Annotated in this window: 15 protein-coding genes and 3 tRNA genes; all 18 read left to right on the forward strand. The window is 35.8% G+C overall.

Annotated features, from left to right (window positions below; genetic code table 11):
- The first annotated feature begins 340 nt into the window (after window positions 1-340).
- The 18 genes from glmS to clpP all read left to right on the forward strand — a co-directional run bounded on the left by glmS (window position 341) and on the right by clpP (window position 16,359).
- Window positions 341-781, forward strand: coding sequence for a methylaspartate mutase subunit S (gene glmS, locus MWH28_RS00415; RefSeq protein ID WP_248617286.1), 441 nt, complete (start codon window positions 341-343; stop codon window positions 779-781).
- Window position 782: 1 nt separating this feature from the next.
- Window positions 783-2,231 carry a methylaspartate mutase subunit E gene (locus MWH28_RS00420; protein WP_248617287.1) on the forward strand — a complete coding sequence of 483 codons (1,449 nt, stop codon included), beginning with the start codon at window positions 783-785 and terminating at the stop codon, window positions 2,229-2,231.
- A 217-nt stretch (window positions 2,232-2,448) separates the two neighbouring features.
- Window positions 2,449-3,690 (forward strand): methylaspartate ammonia-lyase, encoded by a 1,242-nt coding sequence (locus MWH28_RS00425; RefSeq protein WP_248617288.1) that lies wholly within the window; start codon window positions 2,449-2,451, stop codon window positions 3,688-3,690.
- Between the two features lie 315 nt (window positions 3,691-4,005).
- Window positions 4,006-5,379 carry an acyclic terpene utilization AtuA family protein gene (locus tag MWH28_RS00430; RefSeq protein WP_248617289.1) on the forward strand — a complete coding sequence of 458 codons (1,374 nt, stop codon included), beginning with the start codon at window positions 4,006-4,008 and terminating at the stop codon, window positions 5,377-5,379.
- A complete protein-coding gene (locus tag MWH28_RS00435; RefSeq protein WP_248617290.1) occupies window positions 5,372-5,698 on the forward strand; it encodes a DUF4387 domain-containing protein in 327 nt (108 codons plus the stop codon). The genes MWH28_RS00430 and MWH28_RS00435 overlap by 8 nt, the downstream gene beginning before the upstream one ends.
- 276 nt (window positions 5,699-5,974) lie before the next feature.
- Window positions 5,975-8,038, forward strand: a complete 2,064-nt coding sequence (locus tag MWH28_RS00440) for a sigma-54 interaction domain-containing protein (RefSeq protein ID WP_248617291.1) — start codon at window positions 5,975-5,977, stop codon at window positions 8,036-8,038.
- A complete protein-coding gene (locus tag MWH28_RS00445; RefSeq protein WP_428323565.1) occupies window positions 8,038-8,883 on the forward strand; it encodes a fumarate hydratase in 846 nt (281 codons plus the stop codon). Before MWH28_RS00440 ends, MWH28_RS00445 begins: the two co-directional genes overlap by 1 nt.
- Window positions 8,884-8,898: 15 nt before the next feature.
- Window positions 8,899-9,438, forward strand: coding sequence for a Fe-S-containing hydro-lyase (locus MWH28_RS00450; RefSeq protein WP_248617293.1), 540 nt, complete (start codon window positions 8,899-8,901; stop codon window positions 9,436-9,438).
- 2 nt (window positions 9,439-9,440) lie between these two features.
- Window positions 9,441-10,337 (forward strand): histidine phosphatase family protein, encoded by an 897-nt coding sequence (locus MWH28_RS00455; RefSeq protein ID WP_248617294.1) that lies wholly within the window; start codon window positions 9,441-9,443, stop codon window positions 10,335-10,337.
- 132 nt (window positions 10,338-10,469) lie between these two features.
- Entirely contained in the window at window positions 10,470-11,399 is a 930-nt protein-coding gene (glsA, locus tag MWH28_RS00460; protein ID WP_345894737.1) for a glutaminase A, read from the forward strand.
- Between the two features lie 299 nt (window positions 11,400-11,698).
- Complete coding sequence (rph, locus tag MWH28_RS00465; protein ID WP_248617296.1) at window positions 11,699-12,445, forward strand: ribonuclease PH; 747 nt, start codon at window positions 11,699-11,701, stop codon at window positions 12,443-12,445.
- Between the two features lie 2 nt (window positions 12,446-12,447).
- The gene (locus MWH28_RS00470; protein ID WP_248617297.1) at window positions 12,448-13,047 is read left to right on the forward strand and encodes an XTP/dITP diphosphatase; all 600 of its coding nucleotides are present in this window, start codon (window positions 12,448-12,450) and stop codon (window positions 13,045-13,047) included.
- Window positions 13,047-13,550 (forward strand): metallophosphoesterase family protein, encoded by a 504-nt coding sequence (locus MWH28_RS00475; RefSeq protein WP_248617298.1) that lies wholly within the window; start codon window positions 13,047-13,049, stop codon window positions 13,548-13,550. Before MWH28_RS00470 ends, MWH28_RS00475 begins: the two co-directional genes overlap by 1 nt.
- Before the next feature lie 115 nt (window positions 13,551-13,665).
- A tRNA-Arg gene (locus MWH28_RS00480) sits at window positions 13,666-13,742 on the forward strand.
- Between the two features lie 121 nt (window positions 13,743-13,863).
- Window positions 13,864-13,940: transfer RNA gene (locus MWH28_RS00485), tRNA-His, on the forward strand.
- A 97-nt stretch (window positions 13,941-14,037) separates the two neighbouring features.
- Window positions 14,038-14,114 (forward strand) — tRNA-Arg (locus tag MWH28_RS00490).
- A gap of 306 nt (window positions 14,115-14,420) precedes the next feature.
- Complete coding sequence (gene tig, locus MWH28_RS00495) at window positions 14,421-15,698, forward strand: trigger factor (protein WP_248617299.1); 1,278 nt, start codon at window positions 14,421-14,423, stop codon at window positions 15,696-15,698.
- A 64-nt stretch (window positions 15,699-15,762) separates the two neighbouring features.
- Window positions 15,763-16,359, forward strand: a complete 597-nt coding sequence (gene clpP / locus MWH28_RS00500) for an ATP-dependent Clp endopeptidase proteolytic subunit ClpP (protein WP_248617300.1) — start codon at window positions 15,763-15,765, stop codon at window positions 16,357-16,359.
- Window positions 16,360-16,377: the final 18 nt, after the last annotated feature.

The following is a 16,377-nucleotide window of genomic DNA, read 5'->3' on the forward strand; positions in this document are numbered from 1 at the left end:
TTATGATTAACTTAAAATATATTTTAAGTAGGGATTGGGTTAATCACTTTAATAAATTATTATTTTTCAATCAGATAACCCATTCAATATTGATTTAAACTTATTATAATTGAGTAATTTATTTTGATTATGTTGAAAATATTGAATAAGGAGTCTGCTAGAAGGTTTAAATGGTTGTTTATTACACAAAATCAGTTAAGTAATTAATTTTTTTAAGAATGGTATCTAACTTGCATTAAGATTTTAGTAGAGGTATGATTATGTATAGTGAGCTTACAATAAAGATTAAATTTTTGATATTTTTGCTTACAATAAAATTAGATTAGAGGTGGGAGAGTCTATGGTAGAAAAGAAGACGGTTGTAATGGGGGTTATTGGTTCAGATGTTCATGCAGTAGGCAATAGAATTTTAGAAGAAGCGTTTACAAAAGCAGGCTTTGATGTTGTCAATATTGGGGTGTTGGCCCCGCAAGAAGAGTTTATTAATGCTGCTATTGAAACAGATGCAGATGCTATTTTGGTTTCTTCACTGTATGGTCATGGAGAACTTGATTGCAAAGGGTTTAGAGCTAAATGTGTTGAAACCGGCTTGGATGATATTATATTATATGTTGGTGGTAATTTAGTAGTTGGTAAGCAGGAGTGGGAACCAACTGAGAAAAAGTTTTTAGAGATGGGATTTGATAGGGTCTATCCTCCAGGTACATTACCTGAAGAGCCAATTGCTGATTTGAGGCAGGATTTAGGAATAAATAATGAAACTAATCAGGAGGGAAAGTAGAATGGAACTAAAAAATCAGAAGTGGGACTTAGAAAAATTCAACCAAATTAGAGCAGAAGTTTTAGGGCAATGGCCGACAGGAGACGCAGTAGATTTAGATGAAGCTATTGCTTATCATAAAAATTTAGCACCAGAGAAGGTGATGGCTAATAAATTAGCAACAGCTAAAAAAGAAGGGGTTTCTTTAATTCAGCCGCGAGCAGGAGTAGCTTTGATTGATCAACATATTGAGCTATTACAGTTTTTAAGGGAAGAAGGAAGAGCGGATGTATTACCGACTACGATCGATAGTTATACTAGACAGAATAATTATCAAGAAGCAGCGGATGGGATTGAGGAGAGCCGTAATGAAGGTAGATCATTATTAAATGGATTTCCAGCGGTTAATCATGGAGTTGACGGTTGTAGACAGCTAGTTGAAGCTTTAGATGCTCCATTGCAGGTTAGACATGGTACTCCAGATGCTAGATTATTAGCTGAGATTACTTTAGCAGGTGGATTTACTGATTATGAAGGGGGAGGAATCTCTTATAATATCCCTTATGCTAAGGATGTCTCAATAGAACAGACATTATATGATTGGCAGTATGTTGATCGTTTGATTGGACTTTATGAAGAGCGGGGAGTCAAGATCAATCGTGAGCCGTTTGGCCCGTTGACTGGAACTTTAGTACCACCTTCTGTTTCTCATAGTGTAGCAATTATAGAGGCATTATTGGCCGTTGAACAGGGGGTTAAGAATCTAACTTTAGGATATGGTCAGTGTGGTAATTTGATTCAGGATGTTGCTGCGATTAAGACTTTAGAGGAATTGGCGGAAGAATACTTAGCTGATTATGATGATATAATGTTGACTACAGTCTTTCATCAATGGATGGGTGGTTTCCCTCAAGATGAAGCACAAGCTTTTGGAGTTATTTCGTGGGGAGCTGCTACAGCTGCTTTAGCTAAAGCAACTAAGGTTATTGTTAAGACACCACATGAAGCGTTAGGGATTCCAACTAAAGAAGCAAATGCCCAAGGTTTAAGAACTACTAAGCAGTTGATCAATATGCTTAAAGATCAAGAGTTTGCTTCTAATGGCAGATTAGAAAAAGAAAAAGAGATGATTAAAAAAGAGACTAGACAGATTTTAGATCGGGTCTTTGAGTTAGGTGATGGTGATATAGCTCAAGGTACGGTTAAAGCTTTTACATCAGGGATTATAGATATACCTTTTGCACCAAGTAGGTATAATGCTGGTAATATCTTGCCTGCTAGAGATAATGAAGGAGCAGTAAGATATTTAAATCCAGGTAATCTACCTTTCTCAGATGAAGTATTAGAATTTAATCAAGCTAAATTAGAAGAGCGTGGAAAAGAGGAGTTACGAGAGCCTAACTTCCAGATGGTAATTGATGATATTTATGCTATCGGTAAGGGTAAACTAGTAGGAAGACCGCGGGAGTAATAGTTGACGGTTGACAGTTAACGGTTGACGGTTAAGAGCAAAATTTTGTTTTATTTGGTCTTGATTTTGAGGTTTTAAAAGGGTTTAACTGTACACTGTAAACTGTACACTGTAAACTAGAACGAGAGTGCAGAAAAATTTAAAGTTATGCTAGAAATTGAGATGATGGAATTAAATTCAGTTAAAAGTAGTGAATAGTAAACAGGGGGGGATTAAGATGAAAATTAAGCAAGTAATTACTTCTCCAGGAATGACAGGATTTTATTTTGATGATCAGCAAGCGATTAAGGATGGTGCTGAAAATGATGAATTCTCTTATGTAGGTCAAGCTAAGACTGAAGGATTTAGTTCAATTCGTCAAGCTGGAGAATCAATTTCAGTAATGCTTATTTTAGAAGATGATCAAGTAGCTTATGGTGATTGTGCGGCAGTTCAGTATTCTGGAGCTGGAGGAAGAGATCCATTATTTTTGGCCCAGGAGTTTATTCCAGTGATTGAAGAAGAGATTGCCCCTCATTTAATTGGAAGAGAGTTAGATTCTTTTAAGGAATTAGCAGAGGAGATCGAGCAATTTTCTAGAGATGGAGAGAGGTTACACACAGCAATTCGCTATGGTATCACTCAAGCACTATTGGATGCAGTGGCTAAAGCTAAGCGAAAGACGATGACAGAGATAGTAGTTGAAGAATATGATTTAGAATTGATTGCTAAGCCTGTACCGATCTTTACCCAGACTGGTGATGATAGATATGTTAACGTTGATAAGATGGTGATTAAGCATACAGATGTAATGCCTCATGCGTTGATCAATAATGTTGAAGAGAAGCTAGGTGAAGACGGGGAGAAGTTATTAGAGTATGTTAGCTGGTTAAAGAAGAGAGTTAGGAAGTTACGACCGAGCTCAGACTATCTACCTATCTTTCATATAGATGTCTATGGTACGATCGGTCTAGCATTCGATAATGATCCGCAGCAGATGGCAGATTATTTAGAAGAGTTGGCCCAGGCTGCCAAGCCACATACTCTCAGAATTGAAGGGCCAATGGATTCTGGTAGCAGAGAACAACAGATTAAGGATATGAAGGCTTTAAGGGAAGAAGTCCAAAACAGAGAGATAGCAGTCGAATTGGTGGCTGATGAATGGTGTAATACCCTTGAAGATATCAAGATGTTTGTTGATCAAGAGGCAGCAGATGTTGTCCAGATTAAGACACCTGATCTAGGTGGAATTAATAATACAATAGAAGCGGTATTATATTGTAAAAAGAATGATGTAGGAGCTTATCAGGGCGGAACCTGTAATGAAACGGATCGTTCTGCTCAAGTCTGTGTTAATTTAGCCTTGGCAACCAGACCTGATCAGATGTTAGCTAAACCAGGAATGGGTGTTGATGAAGGATTTATGATCGTTAAAAATGAGATGGAGCGAGTCTTGGCTTTACTTAAAACTAGATCTTAATTACAATATTGTGTCACTTTCGATATGTTATTAATATGAGGAAAGTTTCTCGTTCGGAAAGATTTTTTCTGAGTTTCTAAGACTCACCTTCAATCAAACAAGAGCAAGTTAATTTTAAAATAGGAAAATTAACTAATTCATGCTCTAATTTGATTTTCGGTTCATCAAGAAACTAAACGAAAAAATCTAGATGTCACTGCGAAACATTCCTCATGATAGTTTGGATTTGTTTTTATGGTTTTAATGATTTTAACTGTCAACTGTACACTGTACACTGTAAACTGTCAACTGATAAAGAAAGGTGGGATGAATAATATGAAAGAAATTAGAGTTCTATCCCCAACAGCAATTTTGGGTTATGGATTTCCAGTTGAATCCTTTGAACGTGGATTAGATAAAGAACCAGATCTGATTGCAGTCGATGCTGGTTCAAGTGACCCTGGCCCTTATTACTTAGGGGCAGGAGTTTCTTTTACAGATAAGACCGCTGTTAAAAGGGATCTTAAATTAATGATCAAGGCTGGACAAGAAAAGGATATTCCTGTAATTGTAGGAACTGCTGGAGGTGCAGGAGCTGCTTCTCATTTGGAGTGGTGTACTGAGATTGTAGAGGAGATTGCTCAAGAGGAAGATTTAAGTTTTAAATTAGCGACTATTCAAGCTGAACAGGAGCAAGAGTTTATCTTAGAGAAGTTTCAAGCAGGACAGATAAGTCCGTTATATCCTGCTCCAGAGCTGACTGAGAAAGAGCTAAAAAGTAGTACTAGAATTGTAGGTCAGATGGGAGTAGAGCCTTTTATTGAAGCTTTAGATCAAGAAGCAGAGGTAATTATTGCTGGAAGGGCCTATGATCCGACGGTCTTTGCTAGCTTCTGTATTAGAGAAGGTTTGCCAGCAGGTTTGGCACTACATATGGGTAAAATTATGGAGTGTGCATCGATAGCAGCAAATCCTGGTAGTGGTAGTGATGCTATGTTCGGTATCTTGCGTGATGACCATTTTCTGTTAGAACCGTTAAATCCGAAGCGAAGATGTACTACTACTTCAGTAGCAGCTCATACCCTATATGAAAAGACCAATCCAACTAAACTTCCAGGACCAGGTGGGGTTATTGATTTATCAGAAACTGAATTTGAACAGTATGATGAGCGGACTGTCAAAGTGAGCGGAAGTAAGTTTGTTGCTGCTGATGAGTATACCATCAAGTTAGAAGGAGCTAAACAGGTTGGTTATCGAACGGTATCGATTGCAGGGACTAGAGATCCAATTATGATTGAGCAGCTAGATCATATTATTGAAGTAGTTAAAGAAACAGTTGAAGATAACTTTGTTGACTTAGCTGCTGATGATTATCATTTGCTCTTTAGGATTTATGGTCGAGATGGAGTAATGGGTAACCTCGAGCCAGAGCAAGAGGTATCAGGTCATGAGGTAGGAATTATTATTGAGGTTGTAGCTAAGAGCCAAGAATTAGCCAATACAATCTGTAGTTTTGCTCGTTCAACGATGTTGCACTATGGTTATCCAGGTCGGGTAGCTACTGCAGGGAATCTAGCTTTTCCTTATTCTCCATCAGATTTGAAAGCAGGAGAGGTTTATGAATTTAATGTACATCATTTGATTAAGGTCGATGATCCGACAGAATTATTTCCAGTTCAGATAGAAGAGGTAGGTGAGACAATTGGCTGAAGCTAAAAATATCAGAGAATTGGTTGATGTTGTGCGGAGTAAGAATGCTGGCCCGTATGAATTGACTTTTGATCTGATCTTTAAGAGTTTTGAGATTTATGAACAGGTAAAGAAGTCAGGAGTGATCAATGAAGAGTTGATTGCTCAACTGTATGGTATAGATTTAGAGCAAGTGATTTCAGTAATTAATTATGATCCAGCTAAAGCGATCAAGGCAACAATTGTTCGACCTTACTCTTCAGGAGCAATTGGAGAGCGGGATGTTTATGGAGCTCAACAACATGCACCTTTGTTGAATATAGAAGTGCCAATTCAATAATGATAATAATAAAGGCTATATCAGTTTTTTTCTGGTATGGCCTTTATAGCTTAAGTTTAAGGTTGAGTTTAAGTTTAAGTCTAAGCCAACCGTTAAAAACATAAGGGTTTAGGTTTTACTTGAACTTAGACTTAGCTTTAAACTTAGCATTAAGTGTAACGATTATTCTGCTACCTATAAAGATTAAATGATTAGATAAAGGGATTTATTCTACTTTACCGAAATAGGTTTAAGTAGATTAAAGCTTTAATAAATAAGCTAGAGGTGGCAGAGTAAATGGAACAGAAGTTAGCAATAATTACAATGAGTCAAGCAACTAATCAATTATTCAAAGAGCAATTAGAAGATGTTTTAAAAAACAGAATAGAGGTAAGAGGATATTCACTTGATGATTCAATAGTTGAGCAGGTTGATGCTGATCTGGTTTTGACGACTAAATCCTTAGGTGCTGAAATAGAGAATTATATAGCAGAAGATAGTGAAGTCATCTTTGCTAGAAGGGCTTTGGACTTATCGACACTAGAAAAGCTGATTAAATTACCTACTGCTAAAAAGGCTTTATTGATCAATAATACTAAATTAGCAGTTTTAGAGACGCATTCATTATTACAAGAAGTTGGAATTGATCATTTAGAATTGATACCCTTTTATCCAGGTTGCGATAAAGAAGAAGTTAAGGAAGTTGAATTAGCAATTAATTTAGGTGAAGAAAAGTATATTCCTGATTCGATAACTAAAGTAATTAATATTGGAAGTCGAATTCTTGATTTAACTACCATTGTTGAAATTTTAATTAAACTTGATTTATTAGGGGAGAGAGCAAATCTTTTAATATCTGAGCAAGTAAGGCAATTAGTTGAGCTTAGTAAGCGCTTAAATAGAAAGATTATAGATATGGAACGGGCCAACAAAAAGTTAGATGCGGTGCTTAATCATGTCCATGATGGGATAATATATATTAATGAAAATGAAGAAATAGAAGTCTTTAATCGTCGGGCTGAGGAGATTTTTGAGGTTAAAGCTGAGGAAATGTTGGGTCAAAAGATTGGAAATAAGATTGCTAATACCAATTTGAATCGTGTTTTGAAAAATGGTTTCAAAGAGATCAATGCATTACAAAATGTAGGAGATAAAAAGATAGTTACTACTAGAGTGCCCTTAAAAAGAGAGGAAGATATTATTGGAGCATTAGCAACTTTTAAGGATGTAACGGAAGTAAAAAAATTAGAAGAAGATCTGCGAAGAAAATTAAAGAATAAAGGTCATGTGGCCAAGTATAAATTTAGAGATATAATAGGGGAGAGTCGAGAGGTAAAGCAGGTGATTGAGAAAGCAAAGAAGTTGGCTAAAAGTAAATCAACTGTCTTATTGCAAGGGGAGAGTGGAACAGGAAAAGAGTTATTTGCGGGTGCGATTCATAACCACTCTCAACGGAGCAACAAACCTTTTGTAGCAATCAATTGTGCTGCATTGCCTGAAAATCTATTGGAAAGTGAGCTGTTTGGTTATGAAGAAGGGGCCTTTACTGGGGCCAAAAAAGGAGGGAAACCTGGGGTCTTTGAACAAGCTCATACAGGGAGTATCTTTTTAGATGAAATAGGTGATATTCCGTTAAATATTCAAGCTAGGTTATTGAGAGTCTTACAGGAAAAAGAGGTCATGAGAATTGGTGCTACGCAAGTAATTCCGATTGATATTAGGATCTTAGCTGCTACCAATAAGGATTTAGAAGAGTTAGTAGCAGCCGGTGAATTTAGGGAAGATCTTTATTATAGGTTGAATATTTTATCGTTACAGCTTCCTCCTTTACGGATGAGAAGAGAGGATATTCCAGTCTTGATCGATTATTTTTTAGATAAGTTTGCTAGAGAAGATTTAAGATTGAGCAAAGAAGCAATCAGTAGGTTATATAATTATGACTGGCAGGGTAATATCAGACAGTTAGAAAATTGTGTTGAATATATTACTCAAGTCTGTGAGAGTGAAGTGAAGCTAGCAGATCTACCATCATATTTAAGGCCTACTAATGGACAAGAAAAGCAACAGGATATCAGAGAGATAGAAGAGAAGTTAGATGAATTAGGCAAGATAGATCAGTATATTTTTATTTTGAATGAGTTATATTTAGCTAAGCAATTAGGGGAGAAGATAGGAAGAAGAGAGATTGCTAATAATGCTGAAGCCAATGAATTATACCTTTCGTCACAGATGGTTAGAAGCAGGTTGAAGAAGTTAGAAGAGTATGGGCTAGTCAGTATCGGTAGAGGTAGGCAAGGAACTGAAATTATTTCTAAAGGGATTAAATTTTTGAAGGCAATGACAAAGAAGGAGGTTAGATAATAATGGCTATTCATGTGGAGCAAGTAACAGAAGCAGTAGCTAAAATGTGTAAGGAAGCTAATTATATATTAGGAGCAGATATATTGGAGGGTTATCAAGAGGCTTTAGAGCGGGAAGAATCTGAGGTGGCTCGAGAGGTGTTAGAGACTTTGCTTGAGAATGCAGAGATTGCTAAAGAAGAGAAGATGCCTATCTGTCAGGATACAGGAATGGCAGTTATCTTTTTAGAGTTGGGTCAGGATGCTGAAATTGAAGGTGGAAGTTTGACTGAGGCAATTAATGAAGGGGTGCGGCAAGGTTATCAAGAGGGTTATTTACGTAAATCAGTAGTGGCTGATCCTTTGGAACGCCAGAATACAGGAGATAATACGCCTGCGATAATTCATACTGAATTGGTGCCAGGAGATAAGATTAAGTTGACGGTAGCTCCTAAGGGCTTTGGTAGTGAGAATATGAGCCAGATTAAGATGTTAAAACCTGCTGATGGAGTAGAAGGGGTCAAAGATTTTGTACTTCAGGTCGTTGAGGAAGCAGGTTCTAATCCTTGTCCACCAATTGTAGTTGGAGTTGGAATTGGTGGTACTTTTGAAAAGGCAGCTTTATTGGCTAAAAAGGCGATAGTTAGACCAATTGGTCTTCATAATCAAAAAGAAGAGTTGGCCCAAGTAGAAGAGGAGTTATTGACTGAGATCAATCAATTAGGGATTGGCCCGCAAGGCTTTGGTGGAGCGACGACGGCTTTAGCAGTTAATATTAATGATTATCCGACCCATATTGCTGGTTTACCAGTGGCAGTTAATATTAATTGCCATGTAACTAGACATAAAGAAATTACTTTAGGTTAAAGGTGGTGTATAATAATGGAAAAAATCAAATTGGAAATGCCAATAACTGAGGCTGAAATTAGAGAATTAAATGCTGGTGATAAGATAGCTTTATCTGGAGTACTTTATACAGCTCGAGATGCAGCCCATGCTAGGTTAGTAGATGCTTTAGAAAGAGGAGAGGAATTGCCGATGGAGTTAGAGGGCCAAGGGATTTATTATGTTGGCCCGTGCCCTGCTAAGCCAGGTCAAGTAATAGGCTCAGCCGGGCCAACGACCAGCTATCGGATGGACCCCTTTGCTCCACGTTTGATCAAGGAAGGTTTACGAGTTATGATCGGTAAGGGTGAAAGAAGCACAGAAGTAATTGAGACAATGAAAGAAGAGGGTGCTGTCTATTTAGGAGCAATTGGTGGAGCAGCAGCTTTGATTGCTAAATGTATTAAGCAAGCTGAAGTAATTGCTTATGATGATTTGGGTACGGAAGCGGTAAGAAGGTTAGAGGTAGAAGATCTACCTTTGATCTGTGTAATAGATAGTAACGGTAATAATCTTTATCATAGAGCAGGTGAATGAGTATGAATACAGGTTTTGCCCAATCAATCTATTTTGCTCCACGTGGCAAAAAGAGGTTGATGAACTTAGGCAATCAAATTTCACAAAGATATATGGACCCTGAAGATCAATTGATTGGTTTGATCGGTGAAGGAGGGGCAGGTAAGTCATTATTAATCCGAGGAATGTTCCCGGGGTTATGTTTGACCAATGATGATCGAGGGATCAATGTTCGTCCGTTGCCATTACTTGAGGATGTAGAAAATAGTGATTATTCCAGTCATACATATCATCTTGATGCTAGATTTGAAACTGCATTTACTCAGCCTTGGCAGCTAGCTGAGGCAATTAAAGAGGCACTTAAAGATGAGAAAAAAGTTGTAATTGAACATTTTGACTTACTAGCACAGCATTTAAATTTAAGGGCAGATATGTTGATTGGAATTGGAGAGGAAGTATTGGTCACTAGACCTGGATTATTTGGCCCGTATCCTAAAGAGATAGCTGATATCGTCTTTGAATCGATTCGTTATAGGTGGATGGCCCATACTGCTGAAATCTTGACTGTAGGAATTTTAAAAGAAAAATTAGGACGAAGAATTGACCCTTATTATAGTGATATAAAGAGTGGATTTGTGTTGCAATTTAATGAGAAAATTCAATTTGATATTTCTAAAATAGAGCAAGAAGTTAAAGACTGCATAAAACAGGATTTACCGGTTAAATATTATGATGATGAGCATATTAAAATAGGAGAGGAAGTCCATGCATGTAGCGGACCAAGGATTAATGTTACACGAACTGGTCAAATTAAAGGTTTTAAATTAAAAGATTTACAGTATGATTCTAAATCAGGGATGTATTTATTAGCTGGATTGGTAGGAGAAGAGAAGAGTCAATTTAAATTAAGTCAAATATAGTAGAGAGATTCTCCTTTGATGAAAACTTACTCATTTAATCAAAGGAGTTTTCTTTTTAATTTAGGAGGAAAAAGTAAAAAATGATACTTTAATCTTAAAAATAGATGTTAAGGAGTGAAAAGAGTGAAGGTTATTGGAAGTAAAAAAGAGTTAACCCAAATATTAGAAGATAGTTTGAAGAATAATCAAAACTATTATAAACAAGGTGAGCTTCCAAATTATATACCGACCTTAGCTAAAGCAGATCCTAAAGCAGTAGGGATAAGTATGGTCGATGTTGAAGGTGATTTTTATTCAGCAGGAGATTTTGAAACAAATTTTACTATTCAAAGTGTCTCTAAGCCACTTGTTCTAATATTAGCAATTCTGGACAATGGCACAGAATTAGTCTTTGATAAAGTAGGAGTAGAACCTACAGGAGACCCTTTCAACTCAATAATTAAATTGACTGGTTTTGCTAAACCATACAATCCAATGATTAATGCAGGAGCTATTGCTGTAACATCGATGATTAAAGGTAAAGATAATGAGGAAAAATTTGATAGGATACTTAAATTCTTTAGGAGATTAGCTAAAAATGATGAATTAGAGCTAGATCAAGAGACTTATCTTTCTGAAAAAGATACTGGAGATAGAAATAGATCCTTAGCCTATTATATGAGGGATCAAGATATAATCGAAGGAGATATAGAGGAGATAGTAGATTTATACTTTAAGCAATGTTCAATTAAAGTTAATTGTATAGATCTAGCTAATATGGCAGTTATCTTAGCCAATCAAGGAATAGATCCAGTAACTGAAGAAAGAATTATTCCCAAAAAGATTGCAAGAATAGTTAGAACTTTAATGGCTACATGTGGCATGTATGATAAATCAGGTAGTTTTGCAATTGAGGTAGGTTTAGCTGCTAAGAGTGGAGTTGGAGGAGGAATAATGGCTGAGGTTCCAGAAAGGTTTGGAATAGGTGTTTATGGGCCAACATTAGATGACAAAGGAAATAGTATAGTAGGAATGAGGGTTTTAAAAGAGTTATCTGAGAAGTTAAACTTAAGTATTTTTTAAACACAATTTCTATATAATTGTTAATTGTAGAAGCTTTTGATATAATAGACATCAGATAATAGTAACTAGTGACTTGTAACTTGTAATTAGTTAAAAGAAAAGATAAAAAAATTTAGTTTAGGTTGGAGAACTGTGAATTAAAGTAGTATTAGAAGTAAATCTCTAATATAATTGATTGAAAAGGTAAAAATATTGAAGACAGAAGCTAGTGATTAAATATTATATTAATGAGCATATTAGAATTAAAGATGAAGATTAAGGGTTAATTTTAATAAGCCAAATTAATGGAGGGAAGTAATATGACAAGACCTGATGGAAGAGAAGCAAATGATCAATTAAGGGAGATTAAGATAACTAGAAATTTCACTAAATATGCAGAAGGTTCAGTATTGATCGAGGCAGGAGAGACTAAAGTGATCTGTAATGCTTCAGTAGAAGATAGAGTTCCTTACTTTTTGCGTGGGCAGAATAAAGGTTGGTTAACAGCAGAGTATTCAATGTTACCTAGAGCAACTGAGGATAGAAATATCAGAGAAGCAGCTAAAAGAAAACTGAGTGGCAGAACTCAAGAAATTCAACGCTTAATTGGTAGAGCTTTACGTTCAGCAGTTGATTTAGAAGCTTTAGGAGAACGAACTATTTGGGTTGATTGTGATGTTATCCAAGCTGATGGTGGAACAAGAACAGCATCTATTACAGGAGCATTTATAGCCTTAATTGATGCACTTGATTATATGATAAAAGAAGAAATGATTGAAAAGATACCAGTTAATGGTCTTGTTGCTGCAGTTAGTGTAGGGATTGTAGATGGAGAATTATTATTAGATTTATGTTATGCAGAAGATTCTAATGCTAAAGTTGATTTGAATCTTGTGATGACTGGAGAAGGTGAAGTAATAGAAATTCAAGGTACAGGAGAAGAAAGCCCTTTTTCTCGAGAAAATTTAACTGAGTTAGTTGAATTAGCTGAGCAAGGAATTAAAGAGCTGGTAAAGTATCAAAGAGAAGCTTTAGGAGAGGTTGCTGATTTTGCTAAGGAGGAATAAGAATGAAACTTTTTTTAGCTACTGGAAATGAAAATAAGGTTAAAGAAATGAAAGAGATCTTAAGTGATACAGAGATTGAAATTTTGTCTCAGGCTGATATTGGAGAATTACCAGAGGTAGTAGAAGATGCTACTACCTTTACTGGTAATGCCTTGAAAAAGGCAAGAGAGTTGGGCCAACAGACTCAACTGCCTACAATAGCTGATGACTCTGGTTTAGTAGTAAAAGCACTAGATGGGCAACCTGGAGTCTATTCAGCTCGTTTTGCTGGAGAGGATGCAACAGATGAAGCAAATAACCAAAAGTTATTGGAATCTCTAGCAGAAGTTCCGTTAGAAGAGCGAACAGCTTACTTTGCCTGTGCTATGGCATTTGTGAGCCCAACAGGAGAAGAGAAGGTAGTACAGGGAAGGTGTGAAGGAAAGATCGCTTTAGAGCCTAAAGGAGAAGCTGGTTTTGGGTATGATCCCTTATTTATTGTAGATGGTTACGAGCGGACTTTTGCTCAGTTAGGAGCTGAAACTAAGAATCAAGTTAGTCATCGGGCCAAGGCTTTAGAAAAAATGAAGGATTTTTTAGTAGATTGGCAGGTGAATAGATAATGAAGATTGCTGTCTTTAGTGATAGTCATGGTCAAGGGTGGAGAATTAATGAAGTATTATCTAAATTAGCCGAGATTGATTGTTTAGTATTTGTAGGAGATAAATTTGCTGATTTAAAAGATGTTGATCTAGACGAACTTGGAGTAGTAGCAGTCAGGGGTAATCATACCTTCAATCCTGATTTGCCTAGAGAAAAGCTAGTAGAGATAGCAGGTCAAAAGATATTTGTAACCCATGGTGATAATTATAGTATTAAGCGTGGTTTGAATTCAATTTATTATCGGGCTCAAGAGTTAGAAGCAGATATAGTTATTTTTGGCCATACCCACTCACGATTTATTAAAGAAGAAGAGGGGATTTTGTTTTTTAATCCTGGTAGTATATCTTTACCAAGAGATGGAGCTGCTCCTGCTTATGGAATAATTGAAATTAGTGATGGAAATATAACGGCTGAGCATTATGATTTCACAAAAGAAGATTTAAAAGTGAGAAAACAAGAGTAATATAGAGTAAATACGATGAGAGATGAGTTAATTATTATTTTTAGTATATTTAGAGCTTTGATATTGATTGCTTTTTTGGTTATACTATTAGATGTTCTAGATAAAAGAGTAATCAGTGCCTGTAGCTCAGCTGGACAGAGCAACGGCCTTCTAAGCCGTGGGTCGGGGGTTCGAATCCTCCCAGGCACGCCATTAAATCAGTGAATAGTGAACAGTGAATAGAGAATAGTTGAAAATCAAGAGCTTAAAAGAATTTGATTTTAAGGTTTTAACTATTCACTATTAATTATTATCTATTAATTGAATTTATATGGTGGGTGTAGCTCAGTTGGTTAGAGCGCAGGATTGTGGCTCCTGAGGCCGTGGGTTCAAATCCCATCATCCACCCCAAAAAAACAGATGATAGTTAATAGTTGATAATTGACAGTTGAAATTCAAAAGCTTTTATCTTGTTAACTATAAACTATACACTATCAATTGATATTATGCGCCTGTAGCTCAACTGGATAGAGTGACAGACTTCGAATCTGGAGGTTGGGGGTTCGATTCCTCCCGGGCGCGCCAAAAAACAGAGAATAAAGAATAGCTAAATTAATATTTAATAAACTAATATCTGAGCAATAAAGAAAATTGAATATCTAAATAAAAACTAATCTCAACTATCATATAACCTCGGAACGACTCTAGTCGTGCCCCGAGGTATTGTTTTTATTTAGAAATTTTATCATTTGTTAAATATATCTAATATAATAAAATAATATGGAGGAGATATAATATATATCTAGAATTAATTCTTTATAGATGTAGAAAATAAATAAAATGAAATAAAAATCATATACATACGCATAATATTATAAGGAGGAAGGATAAATGAAGGTAACTAAAGAAAAAATTGAGGAAAATAAAGTTGAATTGAATGTAGAAATTGATGAAAAAAAGGTAGATGAAGCTTTAGAGAAAGCCTATCAGAAGATAGTTAAAGAGGTAGAAATTGATGGTTTTAGAAAAGGTAAGGTACCAAGAAGTATTTTAGAAAAGAGATTTGGGAAGGAAGTACTACATAAGGATGCCTTAGATGTTTTAATTCCACAAAATTATCATCAAGCAATTACAGAAGCAGAAATTGAGCCAATTGATCAACCAGAAATTACTGATGTATTTATTGAAGAAGGAAAACCAGCTACTTTTGTTGCTGAAGTAGAAGTCAAGCCAGAGGTTGAATTAGGAGATTATACAGGACTTGAAGTTGAAAAAGAGGAAGTTGAAGTAACTGATGAGCAGCTAGAAAATGAATTAGAAACTAAGCGACATCAACATTCGCAATTAGTAGCTACTGATAAAGAAGAAGTTGAAGATGGAGATCATGTTTTAATTGACTTTGAAGGTTCTTTGAATGGAGAAGCTTTTGAAGGTGGTAGTGGAGAAGATTATAATTTAGAAATTGGTTCTGAACAGTTCATTCCAGGTTTTGAAGAGCAATTAATTGGTACTAAAGTTGGAGAAGAGACAAAGGTTGAAGTTACTTTTCCTGAAGAGTATCAAGCTGCTGAATTAGCTGGGCAAGATGTAGTTTTTGAAGTTGAAGTTAAAGAAATTAAAGAAAAAGAAGTTCCTGAATTAGATGATGAATTCGCTAAAGATCTAGAATTTGATTCTTTAGCTGACTTAAAAGAGAGTATTAATCAGCAATTAGTTGCTGAAGCTGAAGAAAAAGCAAAGAGAAAGTATGAAAACAAACTAATTGAAGAGATAGCTGCTAGCTCTAAAGTTAGCATTCCTGAGACAATGATTGAGCAAGAAATTGAAAGCATGTTGGATCAATTTAAAGCGCAGATTCAGCAACAAGGAATTGGGTTTGATCAATACTTAGAAATGTCTGGTTTAGATGAAGAAGGAATGAAAGAAGAGTATCGAGAACAAGCTGAACAGAGAATTAAAGCTAACTTAACTTTAGAAGCAATTGCAGAAGCAGAAGGAATAGAAGTTAGTGATGAGGAAATAGAGGAACAAGTAGCTGAAATTGCTGAACAACAAGGTCAGGAACCGGAGATGGTCAAATCATTTTTGCAGATGCAAGGTCAGTTAGATTCTTTGGTAAATAGCTTAAAAATGCAAAAAACTGTTGGTTTTTTAGTGGAAAATAATTAAATTAAGATTAATAAGTTTAAAACTTGTTAAAGATGGGTATATATAAGAGGGGGAGGTTGAAAATATGAATTTAGTTCCTATGGTGGTAGAACAGACTAATCGTGGAGAACGTTCCTATGATATTTATTCTCGATTATTAAAAGATAGAATCGTTTTTATAGGGAGACCAATTAATGATGAAGTAGCTAATTCTGTGATTGCTCAGCTATTATTTTTAGAAGCTGAGAATCCTGATAAAGATATCTATATATATATTAATAGTCCTGGCGGATCGGTAACTTCTGCGTTAGCGATGTATGATACAATTCAGTACATTAAACCAGATGTATCTACGATTTGTATGGGATTAAGTGCTAGTGCTGCTGCTTTATTATTAGCAAGTGGAACAGATGGTAAGCGCTATGCATTACCATATTCAAGAATTATGATTCATCAGCCGATGGGTGGTGCTAAAGGTCAAGCTACAGATATTGAAATTCAAGCCCAAGAGATTTTATTATTAAAGAAGAATATTAATGAAATCTTATCTAAGCATACTGGGCAATCAGTTGAAAAGATTGAAGAAGATGTAGAACGTGATTACTTTATGTCAGCTCAAGAGGCTAAAGAATATGGTGTTATTGATGAGGTTATCTCTCGACAGAGTGAGTTGGAAGCATAGACTACTAAAGAGGTGATA

The organism is Natroniella sulfidigena (genome assembly GCF_023223645.1).
Taxonomy (GTDB): Bacteria; Bacillota; Halanaerobiia; order Halobacteroidales; family Halobacteroidaceae; genus Natroniella; species Natroniella sulfidigena.

What these genes read in the sequence shown, in the direction of transcription:
- glmS (WP_248617286.1), top strand. Translation starts at nt 341, where the DNA reads ATGGTAGAAAAGAAGACGGTTGTAATGGGGGTTATTGGTTCAGATGTT.
- MWH28_RS00420 (WP_248617287.1), top strand. Translation starts at nt 783, where the DNA reads ATGGAACTAAAAAATCAGAAGTGGGACTTAGAAAAATTCAACCAAATT.
- MWH28_RS00425 (WP_248617288.1), top strand. Translation starts at nt 2,449, where the DNA reads ATGAAAATTAAGCAAGTAATTACTTCTCCAGGAATGACAGGATTTTAT.
- MWH28_RS00430 (WP_248617289.1), top strand. Translation starts at nt 4,006, where the DNA reads ATGAAAGAAATTAGAGTTCTATCCCCAACAGCAATTTTGGGTTATGGA.
- MWH28_RS00440 (WP_248617291.1), top strand. Translation starts at nt 5,975, where the DNA reads ATGGAACAGAAGTTAGCAATAATTACAATGAGTCAAGCAACTAATCAA.
- MWH28_RS00450 (WP_248617293.1), top strand. Translation starts at nt 8,899, where the DNA reads ATGGAAAAAATCAAATTGGAAATGCCAATAACTGAGGCTGAAATTAGA.
- MWH28_RS00455 (WP_248617294.1), top strand. Translation starts at nt 9,441, where the DNA reads ATGAATACAGGTTTTGCCCAATCAATCTATTTTGCTCCACGTGGCAAA.
- rph (WP_248617296.1), top strand. Translation starts at nt 11,699, where the DNA reads ATGACAAGACCTGATGGAAGAGAAGCAAATGATCAATTAAGGGAGATT.
- MWH28_RS00470 (WP_248617297.1), top strand. Translation starts at nt 12,448, where the DNA reads ATGAAACTTTTTTTAGCTACTGGAAATGAAAATAAGGTTAAAGAAATG.
- MWH28_RS00475 (WP_248617298.1), top strand. Translation starts at nt 13,047, where the DNA reads ATGAAGATTGCTGTCTTTAGTGATAGTCATGGTCAAGGGTGGAGAATT.
- tig (WP_248617299.1), top strand. Translation starts at nt 14,421, where the DNA reads ATGAAGGTAACTAAAGAAAAAATTGAGGAAAATAAAGTTGAATTGAAT.
- clpP (WP_248617300.1), top strand. Translation starts at nt 15,763, where the DNA reads ATGAATTTAGTTCCTATGGTGGTAGAACAGACTAATCGTGGAGAACGT.